This is a genomic window from Azospirillum sp. B2RO_4 (assembly GCF_051124815.1).
Lineage (GTDB): Bacteria > Pseudomonadota > Alphaproteobacteria > Azospirillales > Azospirillaceae > Azospirillum.
Window position 1 is genome coordinate 268,325 of sequence record NZ_CP118486.1, and the last position, 19,569, is coordinate 287,893.

A 19,569-nucleotide genomic window follows, 5' to 3' on the forward strand; every position below is an offset into this window, starting at 1 on the left:
CCATATGAGCATCGTCAGCGGTCTTGGCGCAGGCCAGGATGCAACCCTGGATGCTCTGCGCAACGGCCGGGGCGGCCTGAAACCTTGCAGTTTCGAGACGGTCACGCTCGACACGCACATCGGCGAGGTCGCGGGGGTGGAGGACGTCCTCCTGCCGCCGGAGCTTGCGAGCTATGATTGCCGCAACAACCGGCTGGCCGAGATGGCGCTGTACCAGGACGGCTTCGCCGACGCCGTCGCCGCGGCCCGCGAGCGTTACGGCGCCCATCGGATCGGGGTTTTCCTGGGCACCAGTACCTCCGGCATCCTGTCAGCCGAACTGGCGTTCCGGGCGCGCGATCCGCAGACCGGGGCACTGCCCGCCGCCTTCAGCTTCGCTACCACCCACAGCACCGGCTCGCTCGCCGACTTCGTCCGGCATCGGCTGAATCTCGAGGGGCCGGCCTTCGTCGTCTCATCCGCCTGCGCCACGACGTCGAAGGTCTTCGCCAACGCCGCGCGCATGATCGCCACCGGGCTATGCGACGCAGCGGTGGTCGGCGGTGCCGACAGCCTGTGCCTGACGACGCTCTACGGCTTCCATTCGCTGGAACTCGTTTCTCCCACCCCCTGCCGGCCCTTCGATGCGGAGCGCAGCGGCGTCTCGCTCGGCGAGGGCGCCGGCTTCGCCCTGCTGGAACGCGCGGCCCCGAAGCCCGCACCCGGCACCATCAATCTGCTGGGAACCGGCGAAAGCAACGACGCGCACCACATGTCGACCCCGCATCCGGAAGGGCTGGGCGCCCGACTGGCGATGGAGCGGGCGCTGGCCAGTGCCGGCCTGCGCCCCGGCGACATCGACTACGTCAACCTGCACGGCACCGCGACCACCTATGGCGACGCGGCGGAGGATCAGGCGATCACCGGCCTGCTCGGCACCCGCACCCCGGTCAGCTCGACCAAGGGCTACACCGGCCACACGCTGGGGGCCGCCGGCATCGTCGAGGCGATCATCAGCGTGCTGGCGCTGCGCACCGGCCTGATCCCCGGAAGCCCGCAGACCCGTACCCTCGACCCCGCCCTGCGCAGCCGTTACCTGCAGGCCAACGAGAACGGACGGCTCGACCGGGTGATGACCAACTCCTTCGGCTTCGGCGGCAGCAACAGCAGCCTGATCTTCGGGTGGGCCGCCTGATGCGCGCCTATGTCGAGGGCATCGGCCTGCTCGGCCCCGGTCTTCCGGGCTGGGCGGAGTCGCGCGCCATCCTGGCCGGCGAAAATTTCTATGTCGCGGCGCCGGCCATGCTGACCGCCAGTCCGCTCCTGCCCGCAGCCGAACGGCGGCGCAGCGTGCCCACCGTCAAACTCGCCATGGCGGTGGGTGCGGAGGCGTTGGAGCAGGCCGGCCGCGACCCGGCCACCGTCGCCACCGTCTTCACCTCCTCCAGCGGCGATCCCGACACGCTGCACCAGATCCTGGAGACCCTGGCAACGGAAGAGCGCGACATCTCGCCGACGCGCTTCCACAACTCCGTCCACAACGCGCCGGCCGGCTATTGGAGCATCGCCACCCGCTGCCGCGAGCCCTCCACCAGCCTGTCGGCCCATGACGAAAGCTTCCAGACCGGCCTGCTGGAGGCGGCGGCGGAGGTCTCGGCCGATGGCTGGACCGTCGGGCTGATCGCCTACGACCTGCCTTATCCGGAGCCGCTGAACAAGGTCCGCCCCATCGCGGGCATCTTCGGCACCGCCCTGCTGCTGGTCCCGCAACCGACCGACCGCTGCCTCGCCCGGCTGGACATCGCCCTGTCGCGCGGAGGGGAACCGGTCAGCCGCATGGCCGATCTCGGGCTGGAGGCCCTGCGCTCCGGCAACCCGACCGCCCGCGCCCTGCCGCTGCTGGCGGCGCTGGCACGGGTCGGCGCGGGCGGCACGCCGGAAACGGTGGTGCTCGACCTGCCGCCGGGCGGGCGGGTGGTGGTGCGGGTCGGCGCGCCATGCTGATGACGCACGAACAGCTGGCGGCGCTGATCCCCCATGCCGGCACCATGTGCCTGCTGGACGGCGTTCTGTCCTGGGACCGCAGCCGCATCCGCTGCATCGCCCGCAGCCACCTCGACATGGACAATCCGCTGCGCCATGCCGGGCGGCTCGCCGCGCTGTGCGGAGTCGAATACGCCTCCCAGGCGATGGCGGTGCATGGCGGGCTGACGGCCGGCGGCGAGCGCCCCGCTGCCGGCTATCTCGCCAGCCTGCGCGACCTCGCCTGCCACGTCGCCAGGCTCGACGACATCGCGGAGGAACTGGTCATCGACGCCGAAAACCTGACCGGCGAGGGCAGCCGCGTGATCTACGCCTTTGCCGTCTCCGTCAGCGGCCGAGAACTGCTGAGCGGCCGGGCGGCGGTGGTGATCGACCCCGAGATTATTAGGGTGGGGAAGGCATGAGGGGGATGTTGAGCGCAATACGGCGAAATCTCCCTCTCCCCCCCGGGGAGAGGGTCGGGGTGAGGGGGAGGCACTGCGTGCCCTTCCGAGAATCCTCCCCCCGCGTCCCCCTCACCCTAACCCTCTCCCCGGGGGGGAGAGGGGATTCATCCGCACTGGATGACTATGAGCGTTCTCCATGGGCATGAAACGCGCACTCGTCACCGGCGGCAGCGGCGCGCTGGGTGCCGCCATCTGCAGGGCACTGGCCGCCGGAGGCCGCCATGTGCTGGTTCATGCCAACGGCTCCCCCGCCCGCGCCGAAGCGTTGGCGGCGGAGATCGTGGCATCCGGCGGATCGGCGGAGGCAATCGTCTTCGACGTTACCGATGCGGAGGCCACCGCCGCCACCCTGGAGCGGGTGCTGGAGTCCGGCCCAATCCAGATCCTGGTCAACAATGCCGGTATCCACGACGACGCGGTGATGCCGGCGATGCAACGGGAGCAGTGGGGCCGCGTCATCGATGTCTCGCTGAACGGCTTCTTCAACGTGACGCAGCCGCTGCTGATGCCGATGATCGGCACGCGATGGGGCCGGATCGTCAACCTGTCATCGGTGGCGGCCATTGCCGGCAACCGTGGCCAGACCAACTACGCCGCCGCCAAGTCTGGGTTGCATGGCGCCACCAAATCCCTGGCGCTGGAACTGGCCCCGCGCGGCATCACCGTCAACGCGGTGGCGCCCGGCATCATCGCCTCGCCGATGGCCGACGCCGCCTTCGACGCCGAGACGGTCAGACGGATGGTGCCGATGAAGCGTGCCGGCCGGCCGGAGGAGGTGGCCGACCTCGTCGCCTTCCTGGCCTCCGACCGCGCCGCCTACATTTCCGGCCAGATCGTCTCGATCAACGGGGGGATGATCTGAGCGGACGGGAGCGTACCCGCCGGACCGCCAGCATCGGCAGCCGGCCGATGAAGCCCAGCATCAGCCGGGTGTGCATCCAGGTCAGCAGGGCGTTGTCGCGGACATAGTTGAAGTGGGAAACCCCGCCCTCCTCCACCTTGAAATAGCGGACGGGGGCCGGCACGTTGATGGTCGGCAGGCCCGCCCAGCACAGCCGCACCGCCGCCTCCGGATCGAAGTCGAAGCGACGCATCCACGGATTGCGCCGCATCACGGCTGCCAAGGGCTTGATCGGATAGACGCGGAAGCCGAACAGCGAATCGCCGATCCCGCCCCACAGCGTTTCCAGATTGGCCCACCAGTTGGAGATCCTGCGTCCCCCCACCCGCAGCCGCGGCGCGCCGGCATCGAACACCGGCTTTCCCAGCACCAGCGCATCGGGGTTGGCCAGCGACACCCCCTGGAACTGCGGGATGCGGTCGGCCGGATGCTGGCCGTCGGCGTCCATGGTCAGCGCATGAGTGAAGCCGCAGCGCTCCGCCTCCGCCAGCCCATGCAGGACGGCGGCGCCCTTGCCGCGGTTGGCCGGCAGTTCCAGCACGCGCAGATGCGGATCCGCCTCGGCCATCGCCCGCAGATCCGCCGCCGTTCCGTCGGTGCTGCCGTCGATCACGACCCAGACCGGCGCCCAATGCGCGCGGGCATCCCGCACCGTCTCGAACAGTTTCGGCCCGGTGTTGTAGCTGGGGATCAGGACCAGATGGCTGGTCGAAGGGTCGGGTGTCACAGCTCTGTCCTGTAGTGGCGTTCCAGATCCTCGACCAGCCCACGCACGTCCGACGGCGGATCGAAGCGGCGGCCGAGGCGGACGGTGTAGACCAGCGGGAACTCCGGCTTGCGGAACAGCGGCCAGCCCTTGCCGAGGAAATTGCTGTTGGCGTCGATGAAGACGGTCTGCACCGGTGCCCCCGCCGTCTTGGCGATCAGCGCGAAGCCGCCCTTCAGCGGGTTGACCGGCGCCCGCTCCGTCCTTGTGCCTTCGGGGAAGATCAGCAGTTGGTGGCCGGCGCGCACCCGCTGAGCCGCCGCCTTGACCAGTGAGTTCGGCGCGTCGTTGCGGATATAGCCGGCCATCCGCGCACCGCCGCCGAAAAGAAGGTTGTCGTAGACCGGGGCCTTGGCGATGCACACCACGTCCGGCAGGCGCGAGATCAACAGCACGGCGTCCAGGATCGACGGATGGTTCGGGCAGATCAGCAGGCCACCATCGCCCTTCAATTCGTCCAGGGCCGACAGGTCGGTCTTCAGCACCCCGCAGGCGCGCAGCGTGCCCAGATACAGGCGGAATCCCGTCCTGATCGCCTGCCGTCCGAGCGGCCCGGCGACCCGACGCGGCAAAAGCGGGCCGATCAGCGCTGCCGTCAGGCTCCAGGCGAGCGACATCAGGCCGAACAGGAACAGCAGGCCGTAGAACAGGGGATACTCCCAGGCCCGCCGGACCGTGCCGAGAAAGCCTAGGCCGCGTCGCCCACGGGGGTGCGCACGTTCCGCCGCCGTTTCCGCCATGCCATGTAGTTCCTTTTGAAGTCCAGCAGGGCGTTCATGTAGTAGATCGCCTTGAATATCTTCAGCCGCGTCTTGATCGGCGATGGGCGAAAGACGTCGCCGGCCAGAAGCGACAGCAGCGCCTCCTCCACCCGGAAGACGTTGCGTGGTCCCATGAACAGGTTGCGCAGCGCCGGCGTCGTCACCCGGTAGATGTACCAGGAGAAGGTGCCGATGCCCTGGCGGACCGTCCGCTCGAAACGCTTCAGCACCTGTTCCTGCCGTGCCGGCTCGCGCAGGCAGGCATCGACCGCCTCGGCCCCTTCGAAAGCGCTGGTCATCGCCAGATAGACGCCGGTGGAGAACACCGGGTCGATGAAGGCGAAGGCATCGCCCAGCATGACGTAGCCCGGCCCCGACATGCGGTCGGCCTGGTAGGAGAAGTTGCCGGTCCCCGTCACCGGGCCGGTCAGTTCCGCCCCCTCCAGCCGCTCCGCCAGCGCCGGGCAGAGCGCCACGGTGTCGAGGAAGAAGCGGGTCTGGTCGGTCTTGCGCGTCTTGAAGTAATAGGGCCAGCAGACCGCGCCGACGCTGGTGGTGCCGTCCGCCAGCGGGATGAACCAGAACCAGCCATGGTCGAACCAGAAGACGGTGATGTTGCCTTCGGCCTTGCCCGGCAGCCGCTTGGCGCCGGTGAAATGGCCGAACATCGCCGCGCTGTTGTGCTTGAGGTTGCGCCGCTTGATGCCGAAGCGCGACGCCAGCAGTGTATCGCGGCCGGACGCATCGACCAGGAAGCGCGTGCGCAGGGTGCGGATCGTGCCGTCCTCCTGCCGCGCGGTGACGATGGTTCCCTCGGCGCCCCGGATGTCGACGTCCGTCACCTTGCAGCCCTCGACGACGGAGGCTCCCTTGGCGGCGGCGTTGCGGATCAGGATGTGGTCGAATTCCGACCGCCGGACCTGAAAGGCATAGGGCTTGGTCTTGTCCCAGGCGTTGGCGAAATCGAAGGTGACCGCCTTGCCGTGGTAGGGCGACACGAACTCCGCCCCATATTTCAACATGCCGACCCGCTCCACCTCCTTCAGCACGCCCAACCGCTCCAGCAGGGGCAGGTTGCAGGGAAGCAGGGATTCGCCGATGTGGAAACGCGGGTGATGGTCCTTTTCCAGCAGAACCACCCGATGGCCCTTGCCGGCCAGCAGCGCTGCAGCGGTCGAGCCGGCCGGGCCGCCCCCCACCACCAGGACATCGCAATCGTAATCGGAACCGTTCGACACCATGGGTTTTGCCGCTCTCCCGCTTGTCCCGCTGTGGGATGTTCGACGTGGTACCCGTTCCTGGCAATGCGACCGGCAATTCTTGCGAAGATTTTATCGCAACCTCTGGCGCGCAATCCAGGGACAAAAGCCCGACATTGCCCTTTATCCGGGGCCTAGCCAAAGGATATATCCACCCACCGATAACATCACTGTTTCCTGTTCGAATATACTCCGCAGAAAAGTTTCGGATTGATTTGAAACACCGCCGCACAGTGCTGCAGAATTTCCGCCGATGCACTTGAGTTTGCGCAACTGTCTTGATTGGTTACCCATTTGGCGACATGCGATGCCGCTTGCCTACCGGGCCCACCGCCCACAAGATGCCGACGGCGCGAAACGACCGCCTCAACCGGGGACGATGGTGCGTGTGTTGCCAACGACGCATGCCCTTTCAGCCCGGGCCGCGAAGGAGATACCGCCGTGCCGACTGAACCCGCCCCCCGCGTCGGCATCGCCGTCGAACCGCACCCGGTGCTGGACGCCTATTATGGCGACAAGGCGCAACGGCAGCATTTCGTCCGCGGCCTGTTCAACCGCACCGCCCACCATTACGACCGCATCAACGCGATCTTCGCGCTGGGCTCCGGCTCCTGGTACCGCGCGCAATGCCTGCGCCGGGCAGGCCTGCGTCCGGGCATGCGGGTGCTGGACGTGGCCATCGGCACGGGTCTGGTCGCGCGGGAGGCGGTGACGCTCTGCGGCAATCCCGACGACGTCATCGGCCTGGACCTCAGCGAAGCAATGCTGGCGGAGGCACGGCGCAGCCTGCCCATCCCACTGATCCAGGGCGTGGCCGACGCGCTGCCGCTGGCCGATTCAAGCGTCGATCTCGTCACCATCGGCTACGCGCTGCGCCATGTCGGCGACCTGACCGCCACCTTCCGCGAGTTCCGACGCGTGCTGCGGCCCGGCGGCACCGTGCTGGTGATGGAGATCGGCCGGCCGCGCCGCCCGGTCACCCGGCACCTGATGAACGCCTATCTCGGCATGGTGGTGCCGGCGGTCTCACGCCTCAGCGGCGGCGGCGAGAGCGGGCGGACGCTGATGCGCTATTACTGGGAGACCATCGACCGCTGCGTGGAACCGGAGGTCATCACCGCCGCGATGGCGGCGGCCGGGCTGGCGCAGGTGCGATGCGACACCGACTACGACCTGTTCAAGAACTACAGCGGCAAGCGGCAGGTCGAGACCACGACGTAACGGCGGATCAGCCGGCGGTGTGCCTGTTGTTACTACCCCTCTCAGGTGTTCCTCATCCGCCTTTGCCAATGCTGGTGACCGGTTATCGCCCTCATAGTTGCCTCTACAAGGCCACGGCCGGAACAGAACCGACAGGAAAAAACATGGTGGGGAAGACGACTTGGGCGGCATTGTCCGTCGTGGCGCTGCTGATCGGCTGCGCCGGGCAGCAGGGTACGGCCAGCAGCAACGGGGCCGGCAACGGAACGGCGACGACCGCCTCCGCCGCGCCGTCGACACCGGGCGCCAAGATGGTGAAATCGCGCGACGGCCGATATGAGGGCGAGGTGATCGGCACCCCCGCCCCCGGCAGCCGCTTCGCCAAACTGCAGATCGGCATGACGATGGAGGAGGTCTCCACCCTGATCGGCGCGCCCGACAACATGATCCGGCACGAGACGGGCAAGCGCTGGATCCCCTTCTATTTCGGCAACGACGCCCAGCGTCTTCAAGTCATCTACCGCAACGAAGGCTGCCTGACCTATACCGGCGGCAACGTCTTCGGCGGCGGCGGTTCGGAACTGATCCGAATCACCGTCGCACCGAAGGGAGGCTGTCTGGACACCTGACGAAAAAGGCGCGGCTTTTGAAAAGCCGCGCCTTTTCGGATCACCGCCGCAACCCGCCCGATCAGGCATTGGTCAGCAGGCGCTTCTTCTCGATCGCCATCTGCTCCGTCTTCGCGTTGGCGATCACCGCCTTCTGCAGCTTCTCGAAGGCACGCACCTCCAGCTGGCGCACGCGCTCGCGCGAAACATGGAAGGTCTGGCTCAGCTCTTCCAGCGTCAGCGGCTCGTCACGCAGGCGGCGGGCCACCAGGATCCGGCGCTCGCGGTCGTCCAGCACCCCCAGCCCCAGCTTCAGGAACTGCTGGCGCCGGCGGCGTTCCTCGGAGTCGGCCAGCGTCGTCTCCTGATCCGGCCGCTCGTCGGCCAGCAGGTCCTGCCACTCGGCATCGCCCTCTTCCGACAGGCCGACGTTCAGCGAGCGGTCGTTGCCCAGGCGGCGGTTCATCTCCACCACCTCGGTCTTCGACACGTTCAGTTCGGTGGCGATGCTCTCCACCGCTTCCGGCGACAGGTCGCCGCTCTCCAGCTCCTGCATCCGCGCCTTCAGGCGGCGCAGGCTGAAGAACAGCTTCTTCTGCCCTGCGGTGGTGCCGATCTTCACCAGCGACCAGTTGTGCAGGACATATTCCTGGATCGCCGCACGCACCCACCACGACGCATAGGTGGCGAAGCGGAACCCCTTGGCGGGATCGAACTTCTGCGCTGCCTGCATCACGCCGACATTGCCCTCCGCCACCAGATCGGCCAGCGGCAGGCCATAGCCGAGATAGCCGCGGGCCATCTTGACGACGAGACGCAAATGGCTGCCGACCAGCTTGTCGAGCGCGGCCGGATCCTGATGGTCATGCCAGCGGACGGCGAGATCGAGTTCCTGTTCCGGCGTCAGATACTGATACTTGCGGGCGTCCTGAAGATAGAGCTGCATCGGTTCAGCAGTGCGCGGTTCTGGGATACGGGTTTCCGTGTTGCGGGTCGGGGCGGTATCGGATTGAGCTGTGCGGGTTTCAGCGTTGCGCTGCATGGTGTCTCTTTTTCTCCCAGCCGACGGGAGCGGCGCCGCGGGCAAAGGCCCCGGCGTTGATCGGGTCGGTCCTGTTGAAGATCGGGTTTTTGGTTCGTTGCGTTGCCGGCATTCGACGCTGCCGGACGGCGTGCACCGGGCTTCGGTGCGGAAACGGGCAAAGAGGGGCCCTCTCCAGCCCCGCGGGCGGCGCCGCGCCGGGGAAGGTGGCGCCGCAGCCAGCAAGCCGCAGGGCCGGAGAGGAACGGCGGAGCCGGGCGATCAGCGCGGCCGAACCGAGGAATTGAAAACAGTCATATGGGCCAAGGCCAATCTGTCGGGGTCGGCGCCATCAGCGACGCAACGAACACTATATAGGAATTTTGACAACGCATTAAAGGGGCGCCCAGGCGAATTTTCCTGGCACCCTGATTGAGACCGGTTCCCGCGTCCGTGTCCGGGAACGCTGTGGGAGATGGGGCGGCCCTCCGCCGGTTTCAACCCCTCCCACGCCATGGCCGAACATCTTTCGAATTTCAATGCAACTTCACAAGACAATTGACCGAACAGCGGCACGGCCACATAAATCAAATCGACATCAGAAATTGCTTAGAAAGTCTAAACACTGGCAATTGACAAATACCCCGTGGTATTTTTCGGATGTCACTTGCAGTCATACCTCTTCTGCGCTTACCGTCCGGTTGTTTCCAGCATCCACCGACCCGAGGCTTGAGCCGACATGCTTGAAGACATCGTCATCGACACTCCTGTCGACCGGCCGCACTCTTCCGGCCAGACTGCCAGTCAGAGCGCTGGCCACACTGGCGGCCGTGCATCGTCCCAGCCTCTGCGCGTCGCGGTGCTGTGGAAGACGCCGAATCTCGGCCTCTATTCGAACGCCGCCTTCGACGACCTCTACAACGGCATCGGGCACAACAACGGCAACCTTGCCTTCGTGCATTCGATCTGCAGCCACATCGCCAACCCGGTGAAGCATTTCAGCTGGGGCTCCTCGGCCGAGACGCTGCGGAACAACGCCGACATCATCGTCATTCCCTGCGCCAACCAGCTCGGCCGCCACACCGATTATGGCCAGATGGCGGAGAATCTGGAAAAGTCCGGATTGCCGATCGTCGCCATCGGCCTCGGCGCCCAGGCGAACAGCTACGACCACGACGTCGAACTCAGCCCCGGCACGCTGCGCTGGGCGCAGGTGATCGCGGCGTCGAACCCGTCTTCGGCGACGTCGCCCAACATCTACACCCGCGGCGCCTATACCACGGCGCAGTTGGACAAGCTGGGCATCACCGGGTCGCTGCCCGGCGGCTGCCCGTCGCATTTCCTCAACCAGGCGCCGGGCCTGGGCCGGAAGATCCACGCCAACTGGTCGGCGCTCGACCTGCCGCGCTCGATCACGGTGGCCGGCGGCCATCAGGCCTGGGTCAAGACGCGGGAGATCGAGCACCAGCTGATCGCCCTGATGATGGATCCCATCGCTCCCGGCCAGTACATCGTCCAATCGATGGGCGAGATGATCCGCGCCTCGCGCGGGCTGTTCGACAGCATCGACCCACATGCGCTGAAGGAAATCCACCGCCACACCGTGCCGCACTACTCCTTCGAGGAGTTCAAGGTCTGGTGCCGGAACTACATGCGCTCCTACTATGACGTGCCGGCCTGGATGGACACTCTGCGCCAGCAGGATCTGACCATAGGCTGCCGTTATCACGGCGTCGCGCTGGCGATCCAGGCGGAGCGGATGGGCCTGACGGTCACCATCGATTCCCGCACGCGCGAGCTGTGCGAGAACACCGGCGTCCCCTATGCCGACGCCGCCGACCTGACGATGCCGCTGACCCGCAGCCGGCTGAAGTCGCTGATCAACTTCGATCCCGACGCCTACGACCGCCACCGCGCGGAGTCGGCCGCCCGCTATCTGGACTTCCTGATCGCCAACCGGCTGCAGCCGGCGCCCTTCCTGAAGTCCATCGCGAACGGCAAGTGACCGGACAAATGGGGGCCGCCATGCTCCGCCGGACCGCGGCGTTCCTGCTGTCGCTGAGCATGGCCGCCGCCCCCGCCCACGCGCTGACGATCAAAAGGACGGGGGAGCCGGAAACGGTCACCTCCTGGCAGCGCGATGCCTGCGCCGAAAGCGATGCGCCGGACACCCCGGCGCGCGCCTTCCGCGACGCAAGCGGCACGGTGCACCTGATCGCGTCCCATTCCACCGCGCGGGCGCTGACCGGCCCGTCGCTGGATGCGGTGCGGCCGAACTGCGCGGTGATCTTCCAGGGCCACGGCCAGGACGACCCGCGCCTGCACGACGACCGCAGTTGGATCTCGTCCTTCTACACCCCGGACGGCACCACCGTCTTCGCCCTGGTCAGCAACGAGTTCCACGCCCAGAAACGCCCCGCGCTCTGCCCCTCCGGCCAGTACATGCGCTGCTGGCGCAACAGCATCACCGCGGCGGTCTCCACCGACGGGGGAGCGAGCTTCCGCCTGAGCGCCGCACCGCCCAACCACACCGTTGCGACGCTGCCCTACCCCTATGGCGGCGATGTCGGCCAGCGCACCGGCTATTTCGCGCCCAGCAACATCGTCCGCAACGGCGACCACTGGTACGCCTTCCTGTGGGCCGAGCGGTTCGGCGCGCAGAAGCGCGGCGCCTGCCTGATGCGGACCGACAACCTCGCCGATCCGCACTCCTGGCGCGGCTGGGACGGTAAATCCTTCTCCGTCAGCTTCGTCCGCGACGATCAAATTGGCGATGGCCGAGCCAAGGACGCTCCGGAGTCCCATCTCTGTGCCCCGGTCGCCCCCGATGTCCTGCAGGGCACCGTGCGCAGCATCGTCCGCCACCGCGCCAGCGGCCTGTTCATCGCCACGCTGGCGATGACCCGCGACGGCCGCACCGGTATCTGGACCACCACCTCGCCGGATCTGGTGAGCTGGTCGAAGCCGCAACTGCTGTGGGCGGCCCCGCTGCTGTTCCGCTACGCCTGCGGCGACAAGGCGGCCTTCGACTATCCCGCCCTGCTCGACCCCGCCAGCCAGAGCCGCAATTTCGACGATGTCGGCAAGACCGCCTACGTCTACATGACGCGGCTGAACCTGGACAAATGCAGGATCACCTGGAACCGCGACCTCGTCCGCATGCCGGTGGAGATCGGCGAAGACTGAGAGGGGCGACATCGCACAAAGCCGTTGCCAATCCGGACAGCCCATCCGATCTGTCGATCCGGACCACGGATAAGGAGCGGTGCCATGCCGGACGGCGATCCTTTCGACCTCCAGCGCTTCGTCAAGGCTCAGGATCCGGTCTTCGCGACCGTGCTCGAGGAACTGCGGGCCGGCCACAAGCGCAGCCATTGGATGTGGTTCATCTTCCCACAGCTGCGCGACCTCGGCCGCTCCCCGACCGCGCAGTTCTACGGCATCGCCTCCATCGACGAGGCGCTGGCCTATCTGGCGCACCCGATCCTCGGTGCCCGGCTGGCGCAGGCGACGGAGGCGGTGCTGGCGGTGCAGGGGCGGACGCTTCATGAGATCTTCGGCTCGCCCGACGACCTGAAGTTCCGATCCTCGATGACTTTGTTCGTCCGGGCTACGGCGAAGGACGGCGACCTCTACCGCAGGGCGCTGGACCGCTATTGCGGCGGCCAGCCGGACGAGGCGACGCTGGGCTTGCTGGGCTGACCGGCTTCAGGCCAGCAGGTCGCCCAGTTCCAGCCCACGCTCCTGCCCCAGGCTTTCCAGCATCGCCAGCGTGGCGCCGTCCAACGGGATGCCGTCGGCCAGACGCTGGCGGCGGGTGCGGCTTTCCGGCTCGCCCGGTATCAGGATGGCGTCCGCCCCCGGTGCCGTCGGCGTGTCGCGGACATAGGCGACCAGATCGTCGAGATCGGCCGCCCATTGGGCGTTGCCGCCACGCGCCGGGTCGAAGACGATGGCGAACATGTTGTTCATCACCCGGCCGGAGTTCTGGTGCGACGGCGTGCCCGGCATCGCCGAGGCCAGCGCCCCGGCCAGCACGTCGCACATCAGCGCCAGCCCGAACCCCTTGTGCCCGCCCAGCGGCAGCAGGGCGCCCGACGGGTCCTGGAACATCACGCCGGGGTCCCGCGTGGGGTCGCCCTGCGGATCGAGCAGCAGGCCGGGGGCCATCTCCTGCCCCTTGCCCATGGCGACGCGGCACTTGCCGACGGCGACGGCGCTGGTGGCGAAATCCAGCACCAGAGGCGGGGTCGCCTCCGTACCGGGAATCGCGATGCAGATCGGGTTGGTGCCCAGCCGCGGCCGGGTGCCGTCATGCGGCGCCACCGCCGGACGGGTGACGACGTTGACGAAGGCCAGCGCGACCAGCCCGGCGTCGCTGCACTGCTCGCCATAGGAGCCGACGCGACCGATATGGTGGCTGTCGCGCAGGGACAGCACGGCCAACCCGTCCCGCCGCGCCTGTTCGATGGCGAGGTCCATCGCCTCGCGCGCGATCACCTGACCATAGCCGCTGCCGCCGCCGACCGCCAGGAAGGGGCCTGAGTGGCCGATCACCGTCGCATGCTGGTTGGGCCGCAAGAGCCCGGCGGCGATCGCCGGCATATACATCGCCAGCATACCGACGCCGTGGCTGTCATGCCCACGCAGGTTCGCTTCCACCAGATGGTCGGCGACGACCGCCGCCTCCTGCTCCTCGCTTCCGGCCGCCCGCAGCAGGCGCCGCACCGCTTCCGCCAAGCGGTCCGCCCGCACCGGCCGCAGCGCGGTGCCGTAGACGCCGGCATTGAAGGACGCCGCGGCGGCGAAGGGATCCTTTTGTGTCTCTGTCATCCTGTACCTTCCCGACCGGCCGCCGCCCCGGCTGGGCAACGGCCTGATTTCCGGTCCCTATTTGGTCGCCGCGGCACCGGCAGGGCAAGGGTGCAAAATGGACAAGCGCCCCATCAGCCGCCCGCCGGCCGGCAAGCTTTGCGACGCTTCGTCACATCGCTACTGCGAGTTATTCGCATCATGATGGCGCCTGCGGCCCAGTGCCGCCGAAAGGTGACCCCTGATGACCTCCCCTCACTACGGCCTGCGACATCCCATTTCCCCCGGCACCACCTCCGACCCTCCGTCCAGCGGCGACAGCTGCCGTCTCGGCGCGTTGCGCAAGGGTCAGCGCGCGGTGGTGACCGGCCTCGACGAGGCCGCCGTCGTCACCCCGCTGCCGCCCGGCGAACTGGAACGCCGCATGATCGAGATGGGCCTGATCGAAGGCGCCCGCGTGGAAATCCTGCATGAAGGCTTCCCCGGCGCCGATCCGCTTGCCGTGCGCATCGACGACCACACCCTGGCCCTGCGCCGGGCGGAGGCGCACGCCGTTCTGGTGACGCTCGGCTGAGCCGTCGCCTCCCCTTCCTGCGGAAGGATTTCCGCGATGTCCGATACCGTTCTTTCCTCTCCCGCGCTTTCGGCCGCACTGCCGCGCATAGCGCTGGTCGGCAACCCCAACTGCGGCAAGACCTCGCTGTTCAACGCGCTCACCGGCGCCCGCCAGAAGGTGGCGAACTATCCCGGCGTGACGGTCGAGCGCAAGGTCGGCGAATTCCTCAGTCCGGCCGGCACCCGCGTGCAGATCGTCGATCTGCCCGGCACCTACAGCTTGCGCGCCCGCTCCCCCGACGAGGAGGTGACGCGCGACGTCGTGCTGGGCCGCTTCCGGCACGAAGCGCCGCCCGACGCGATGGTCTGCGTCGCAGACGCCACCAACCTGCGCCTGCATCTGCGGCTGGTGCTGGAGTTGAAGAAGCTCGGCCGGCCAATCATCCTCGCGCTCAACATGATGGACGTGGCGGCTGCGCGCGGCTGCCGTGTCGATGCGGCGGCCCTGTCGGCGGCGCTGGGCGTGCCGGTGGTGCCGACGGTGGCGGTCAAGCGCAACGGCGTGGCTGGGCTGCTCGACCAGATCGACCGCAGCATGATGGCGATGACGACCGATCCAGCCGCCGCGCCCTGCGGCTGGAGCGAGCCGTCGGCGCGGGAGTTGCGCGCCTATCACCAGGAGGTCGAAGGCATCCTCGCCGCCGCGCTCCAGGATGCCGGCAAGCCGTCGCTCGCCACCCGGCGCATCGACGCGGCCCTGCTGCATCCGGCGGTCGGCCTGCCCTTCCTGCTGCTGGTGCTGTTCTTGATGTTCCAGGCGGTGTTCGCCTGGGCCGCCGTGCCGATGGACATGATCGACCGCGCGCTGGGCTGGGTACAGACCACCGCCGGTGCCACCCTGCCGGACGGCATGCTGAAAAGCCTGATCACCGACGGCATCATCGCCGGGGTGGGCAGCGTGCTGATCTTCCTGCCGCAGATCCTCGTGCTGTTCTTCTTCATCCTGATGCTGGAATCCACCGGCTACATGGCGCGGGCGGCCTTCCTGCTCGACCGGCTGATGGGCGGGGTCGGGTTGCACGGCCGGGCCTTCATCCCGCTGCTGTCCAGCTTCGCCTGCGCGGTTCCCGGCATCATGGCCGCCCGCACCATCGAGAACCGCGCCGACCGGCTGGCCACCATCATGATCGCGCCGCTGATGACCTGCTCGGCCCGCCTGCCGGTCTACACCCTCATCATCGCCGCCTTCGTTCCCAGCCGGACGGTGGCCGGCGGCATGATCGGGCTGCAGGGACTGGTGATGTTCACCCTCTATGCGGCCGGCATCCTGTCGGCGCTGGCGGTCGCCTTCGTGCTGAAGCGCACGATCTTCAAGGGCGCCCGCGAGCCGCTGCTGATGGAGTTGCCCTCCTACCGGCTGCCCAGTCCACGCGACATCCTGCTGGGCCTGCTGGAGCGAACGCGCATCTTTCTGGCCCGCGCCGGCACGGTGATCTTCGCCATCATGATCCTGCTGTGGTTCCTCGGCAGCTTCCCGGCGGCGCCCGACGGGGCGACGGGGCCGGCCATCGACTACAGCTTCGCCGGGATGCTCGGCCATGCGCTGGCGCCGCTGCTCGCCCCTATCGGCTTCACCTGGCAGATCGCCATCGCCCTGGTGCCGGGCATGGCGGCGCGCGAGGTGGCGGTCGCCGCGCTCGGCACCGTCTATGCGCTGAGCGAGACCGGCGACGCGCTGTCCGGTTCGCTGGCCGGCGTGCTGGCGGCGGACTGGAGCCTGCCGACCGCGCTGTCCCTTCTGGCGTGGTTCGTGTTCGCCCCGCAATGCGTCTCCACCCTGTCGGTGGTGAAGCGGGAGACCAACAGCTGGTTCTGGATGCTGGTGATGATCGCCTACATGACGGCGCTCGCCTATGGCGCCGCCTTCGTCACCTTCCGGCTATCCACCGCCCTGCTGGGAGGCTGAGCCATGATGGAAAGCATTTTGGTCGGTACGATCGTCGCCGCCGCCTTCGCCTGGGTGGCCTGGACCATCCTGCTGCCGGCGTCCTTGCGAAACCGCCTGCGCCGGCTGGCCGGACGGCCGGTCCCGCCGCAGGGGGCCGGCGGCTGCGGGGGCTGCTGCGGCTGTGACGCCGCGACCCCGAAGCGCGGCCGGCACTGCTGAGGTTACCAACCGGTGGGACAGGCCCGGCAACCGGTCATCAGCGCATCCTGGAAGATGGCGAAGCGCAGCTTGGCCCCGTCCATGTTGGCACCGGACAGGTTGGACAGCGCCATCTTCGCCTCCTGAAGATTGGCTCCCTCCAGGCTGGCGCCGGCCAGATTGATCTTGTCGGCGCGGATCGCCTCCAGATTGGCGGCGGTCAGGTCGCTTCCGGTGAAATCGGCGCCGGTGGCGCGGGCGAATTCCAGATTGGCGCCGCGCAGCCGTGCTCCAGACAGGCGCGCGCCCTGCAGGAAGGCGGTGCGCAGGTCGGCGCCGTCCAGAATGGCGCCGGTCAGGTCGGCCCCACGCAGGTCCGTCTTGCGCAGGTCGGCCCGCATCAGGTTGGCGCCATGCAGATCGGCCCCGGCCAGCGAAAGGCCGCGCAGATTGCGGTGCCGCAGATCCAGATTGGGGCAGACGATGCGCGGCCCGAGCCTGCATCCATTCACTACGCTCGCCCGCTCCTCCTCGCCGCCGCCGACCGGCTGTGCTGTCTGGTCGTCGGTGGCCGCCGGAACGAGCGCGGTTTCCATTCCCGCTGCGAGCGATTGCGAAGCGGGTGCCGCAAGGCCGAGGGTCAGGACGCTCAGCGCAAGGAACCGGCGGACGTCATCGGGCCGTTTCCGGGACTGCGGGGTGGTGGTGCGCGACGTCATGATGGTGTCTCCGATGAAAGGCGCCGGGGCGGACTGCTGCCCCGGCGCTCCATGGTTCGGTTTCCCAGGATCCGGTCACTTGGTGCTGGAGACCTTCACATCCGCCAGCTTGAACACCCAGAAGGAACCACCCTGGGTCACGCGGGTGGTCAGGTCGGCCAGATCGCCGCCCCACAGCGGCACCGCGCCGCCATAGCCGGTGGTGATGCCGACATACTGCACCCCGTCCTGCTCCCAGGTGATCGGGGAGGAAATGATCCCCGATCCGGTCTGGAAGTGCCACAGTTCCTCGCCGGTCTTGGCGTTGAAGGCCTTGACGAAGCCATCGCCGGTGCCGGTGAAGACCAGATTGCCGGCGGTCGCCAGCGTTCCGGCCCATAGCGGCAATTCCTCCTTGTGCTCCCAGACGATCTTGCCGGTCTTCGGATCCAGCGCCCGCAGGCTGCCGACATGGTCGTCGAACATCTTGTGGATGCGGAACCCCATGCCGAGATAGGCCGAGCCGGGGTTGTAGCCGACATGCTCGGTCCAATAATCCTCCTTCCAATGGTTGGCGGCGATGTAGAACAGCTTGGTGTCCTCGCTGTAGGACATCGGGTTCCAGTTCTTGCCGCCCAGGAACGGCGGCGAGACCTCCACCGGCTTGCCGCGCTTCTCCCCTTCGGCCGGCAGCGGCGGGCGTTGGCCCTCATTCTCGATCGGGCGGCCGGTCTTCAGATCGATGCCCTTGGCCCAGGTGATGCCATCGACGAAGGGATAGGCGGCGATCACGCTGTTCGGCTTGTTCGGCTCGCCGCCCGCCGTTGCCAGCTTGGTCCGGTCGGTGACATAGAAGAAGCCGTTGCGGTCGGCGTGCGCCGTCGCCTTCACCGTCTTGCCCGAAGCGTCGGTGTAGTCGAACAGCACCAGCTCGTTGTTGCCGGAGAAGTCCCAGGTGTCGTTCGGCGTGTGCTGGTAGAAGCCCTTCAACTCGCCGGTGGTCGGATCGACATAGGCTTGGCCCGAGGTGTAGAGGCTGTCGCCCGGCCAGCGCGCCCAGCCGTTCCATGGCGCCGGGTTGCCGGTGCCAATGACGATGGTGTTGGTCTCGACGTCGAAGGTGGCGCTCTGCCACGGCGCGCCGCCGCCATGGTTCCACGCCTCCACCAGATTGCCGTCCTTGTCGCGCGGCCAGGACGGGGCCTTGTCGCTGCCGGTCGGCGTGCTGTCCTTGCCGTTCAGCCGGCCGATGTGGCCTTCGACCAGCGGACGCATCCAGATTTCCTCTCCGGTGTCGGGATCGCGGGCGAACAGCCGCCCGACCACGCCGAACTCGTCGCCCGACGAGCCGTGGATCAGCAGAACCTTGCCGGTCTTCTGGTCCTTCACGATGGTCGGCGCGCCGGTCATGGTGTAGCCGACCTTGTGATCGGCAAACTTCTTCTTCCAGACGACCTTGCCGGTGTCCTTGTTCAGCGCGACGATGGAGGCGTCGAGCGTTCCGAAGAACAGCTTGTCGCCATAGATCGCCGCACCGCGGTTGACCACGTCGCAGCAGGGACGGATGTCGTCGGGCAGGCGGTGGGCATAGCTCCACAGCCGCTTGCCGGTCTTGGCGTCCAGCGCGAACATCCGCGAATAGGAGGCGGTGACGTAGATGACGCCGTCATGGACCAGCGCCTGGGTCTCCTGCCCGCGCTGCTTCTCATCGCCGAAGGAGAAGGACCAGGCCGGAACCAGACGCGATACGCTCTCGGCATTGATCTGCTTCAGCGGGCTGAAACGCTTGCCTTCCACCCCCATGCCGTACATCAGCACGTCGCCGGTGTTCTTCGCATCGTTGGCGATGGCATCCCAGGTGACCTCGGAGGCCAGCGCCGGACCAGTCGGAGCCGCAGCCAGGAACAGCGCGGCCAACACGGTGGCGACTCCTGCCAGATGGGCGCGGCGGCGCGGCTTGGCGCCGGAATTGGTGCTGCCCGCAGAAGTGCTGTAGGACGAAAGTGTCATGCGTTTCCCCCGATGATTGGCCGCCAAGCGGCGATACCGCCACGCCGGCTTGTCCGCGATCCCGCGGATGGCGGGAGGCGATGCCGCCCGCGGAACCGGGAAAAGCCGAACGTGACGATGTCGTGCCAGAAGGCCGTTGCTTTCTGAGCGGCAGGACCTTTTCAAATCCGGTCTGTGCATCCCGCCCGGCGCACAGCACCATGTCTTGCCGCTTCCAATAGTCTCTCCGTCGAGGCCGCCGTTCCATTCGACAATCCGGGGAAGAATTTCTTGACGGTGAACCATGACGACATCCCGTGAGGACCGGGATTTTTTCCCGTCCACCGACGCGGCATGCACAAATCCACACCGCTGACCGCGCTCG

The 19,569-nt window shown here is 67.6% G+C and carries 19 protein-coding genes; 12 read left to right on the forward strand and 7 right to left on the reverse strand.

Annotated elements, in window-relative coordinates; translation table 11 throughout:
- Nucleotides 1-4: 4 nt before the first annotated feature.
- From PWS46_RS15245 to fabG, 4 genes are all read left to right on the forward strand, one after another.
- Nucleotides 5-1,174: a beta-ketoacyl-[acyl-carrier-protein] synthase family protein gene (locus tag PWS46_RS15245; RefSeq protein WP_434621758.1), complete on the forward strand. Its 1,170-nt coding sequence runs from the start codon at nucleotides 5-7 to the stop codon at nucleotides 1,172-1,174.
- The gene (locus tag PWS46_RS15250) at nucleotides 1,174-1,983 is read left to right on the forward strand and encodes a beta-ketoacyl synthase chain length factor (RefSeq protein WP_434621761.1); all 810 of its coding nucleotides are present in this window, start codon (nucleotides 1,174-1,176) and stop codon (nucleotides 1,981-1,983) included. Before PWS46_RS15245 ends, PWS46_RS15250 begins: the two co-directional genes overlap by 1 nt.
- On the forward strand, nucleotides 1,977-2,426 hold the full coding sequence (locus PWS46_RS15255) for a hypothetical protein (protein ID WP_434621764.1): 450 nt from the start codon (nucleotides 1,977-1,979) through the stop codon (nucleotides 2,424-2,426). Before PWS46_RS15250 ends, PWS46_RS15255 begins: the two co-directional genes overlap by 7 nt.
- 178 nt (nucleotides 2,427-2,604) lie before the next feature.
- Nucleotides 2,605-3,330 (forward strand): 3-oxoacyl-ACP reductase FabG, encoded by a 726-nt coding sequence (gene fabG / locus PWS46_RS15260; protein WP_434621767.1) that lies wholly within the window; start codon nucleotides 2,605-2,607, stop codon nucleotides 3,328-3,330.
- Here the strand turns inward: fabG and PWS46_RS15265 are convergent.
- From PWS46_RS15265 to PWS46_RS15275, 3 genes are read right to left on the reverse strand one after another with little or no spacing between them, the layout of a single operon-like run.
- Entirely contained in the window at nucleotides 3,311-4,096 is a 786-nt protein-coding gene (locus PWS46_RS15265; protein ID WP_434621770.1) for a glycosyltransferase family 2 protein, read from the reverse strand. The genes fabG and PWS46_RS15265 overlap by 20 nt on opposite strands.
- Nucleotides 4,093-4,875 (reverse strand): lysophospholipid acyltransferase family protein, encoded by a 783-nt coding sequence (locus PWS46_RS15270; RefSeq protein WP_434621773.1) that lies wholly within the window; start codon nucleotides 4,873-4,875, stop codon nucleotides 4,093-4,095. The genes PWS46_RS15265 and PWS46_RS15270 overlap by 4 nt, the downstream gene beginning before the upstream one ends.
- Nucleotides 4,824-6,137, reverse strand: coding sequence for an NAD(P)/FAD-dependent oxidoreductase (locus PWS46_RS15275; protein ID WP_434621776.1), 1,314 nt, complete (start codon nucleotides 6,135-6,137; stop codon nucleotides 4,824-4,826). Before PWS46_RS15275 ends, PWS46_RS15270 begins: the two co-directional genes overlap by 52 nt.
- 459 nt (nucleotides 6,138-6,596) lie before the next feature.
- Here PWS46_RS15275 and PWS46_RS15280 point away from each other — a divergent pair, with 459 nt between their 5' ends.
- Complete coding sequence (locus PWS46_RS15280) at nucleotides 6,597-7,376, forward strand: class I SAM-dependent methyltransferase (protein ID WP_434621779.1); 780 nt, start codon at nucleotides 6,597-6,599, stop codon at nucleotides 7,374-7,376.
- Between the two features lie 143 nt (nucleotides 7,377-7,519).
- Nucleotides 7,520-7,984 carry a hypothetical protein gene (locus PWS46_RS15285; RefSeq protein WP_434621782.1) on the forward strand — a complete coding sequence of 155 codons (465 nt, stop codon included), beginning with the start codon at nucleotides 7,520-7,522 and terminating at the stop codon, nucleotides 7,982-7,984.
- Nucleotides 7,985-8,045: 61 nt separating this feature from the next.
- Here PWS46_RS15285 and rpoH read toward each other — a convergent pair whose 3' ends face one another.
- The gene (gene rpoH, locus PWS46_RS15290; RefSeq protein ID WP_434621785.1) at nucleotides 8,046-8,909 is read right to left on the reverse strand and encodes an RNA polymerase sigma factor RpoH; all 864 of its coding nucleotides are present in this window, start codon (nucleotides 8,907-8,909) and stop codon (nucleotides 8,046-8,048) included.
- Between the two features lie 814 nt (nucleotides 8,910-9,723).
- On the opposite strand from rpoH, the gene PWS46_RS15295 reads away from it, so the two are divergent.
- The 3 genes from PWS46_RS15295 (at nucleotide 9,724) to PWS46_RS15305 (ending at nucleotide 12,686) form a co-directional block, all read left to right on the forward strand.
- Nucleotides 9,724-10,989: a polysaccharide pyruvyl transferase family protein gene (locus tag PWS46_RS15295; protein WP_434621788.1), complete on the forward strand. Its 1,266-nt coding sequence runs from the start codon at nucleotides 9,724-9,726 to the stop codon at nucleotides 10,987-10,989.
- A gap of 20 nt (nucleotides 10,990-11,009) precedes the next feature.
- Complete coding sequence (locus tag PWS46_RS15300; RefSeq protein WP_434621791.1) at nucleotides 11,010-12,170, forward strand: hypothetical protein; 1,161 nt, start codon at nucleotides 11,010-11,012, stop codon at nucleotides 12,168-12,170.
- Between the two features lie 84 nt (nucleotides 12,171-12,254).
- Nucleotides 12,255-12,686 (forward strand): DUF1810 domain-containing protein, encoded by a 432-nt coding sequence (locus tag PWS46_RS15305; RefSeq protein ID WP_434621794.1) that lies wholly within the window; start codon nucleotides 12,255-12,257, stop codon nucleotides 12,684-12,686.
- A 6-nt stretch (nucleotides 12,687-12,692) separates the two neighbouring features.
- Here the strand turns inward: PWS46_RS15305 and PWS46_RS15310 are convergent, their stop codons facing one another.
- The gene (locus PWS46_RS15310; RefSeq protein WP_434621797.1) at nucleotides 12,693-13,817 is read right to left on the reverse strand and encodes a malate/lactate/ureidoglycolate dehydrogenase; all 1,125 of its coding nucleotides are present in this window, start codon (nucleotides 13,815-13,817) and stop codon (nucleotides 12,693-12,695) included.
- A gap of 223 nt (nucleotides 13,818-14,040) precedes the next feature.
- Between PWS46_RS15310 and PWS46_RS15315 the strand changes: the two genes are divergently transcribed.
- The 3 genes from PWS46_RS15315 to PWS46_RS15325 are packed head-to-tail and all read left to right on the forward strand — an operon-like array spanning nucleotide 14,041 to nucleotide 16,518.
- On the forward strand, nucleotides 14,041-14,370 hold the full coding sequence (locus PWS46_RS15315; RefSeq protein WP_434621800.1) for a FeoA family protein: 330 nt from the start codon (nucleotides 14,041-14,043) through the stop codon (nucleotides 14,368-14,370).
- Nucleotides 14,371-14,406: 36 nt separating this feature from the next.
- The gene (gene feoB, locus PWS46_RS15320; protein ID WP_434621803.1) at nucleotides 14,407-16,317 is read left to right on the forward strand and encodes a ferrous iron transport protein B; all 1,911 of its coding nucleotides are present in this window, start codon (nucleotides 14,407-14,409) and stop codon (nucleotides 16,315-16,317) included.
- Between the two features lie 3 nt (nucleotides 16,318-16,320).
- Nucleotides 16,321-16,518: a hypothetical protein gene (locus PWS46_RS15325; protein WP_434621806.1), complete on the forward strand. Its 198-nt coding sequence runs from the start codon at nucleotides 16,321-16,323 to the stop codon at nucleotides 16,516-16,518.
- A gap of 2 nt (nucleotides 16,519-16,520) precedes the next feature.
- Here PWS46_RS15325 and PWS46_RS15330 read toward each other — a convergent pair whose 3' ends face one another.
- On the reverse strand, nucleotides 16,521-17,216 hold the full coding sequence (locus PWS46_RS15330; protein ID WP_434621809.1) for a pentapeptide repeat-containing protein: 696 nt from the start codon (nucleotides 17,214-17,216) through the stop codon (nucleotides 16,521-16,523).
- Nucleotides 17,217-17,291: 75 nt separating this feature from the next.
- The gene (locus tag PWS46_RS15335; protein WP_434621811.1) at nucleotides 17,292-19,205 is read right to left on the reverse strand and encodes a methanol/ethanol family PQQ-dependent dehydrogenase; all 1,914 of its coding nucleotides are present in this window, start codon (nucleotides 19,203-19,205) and stop codon (nucleotides 17,292-17,294) included.
- Nucleotides 19,206-19,569: the final 364 nt, after the last annotated feature.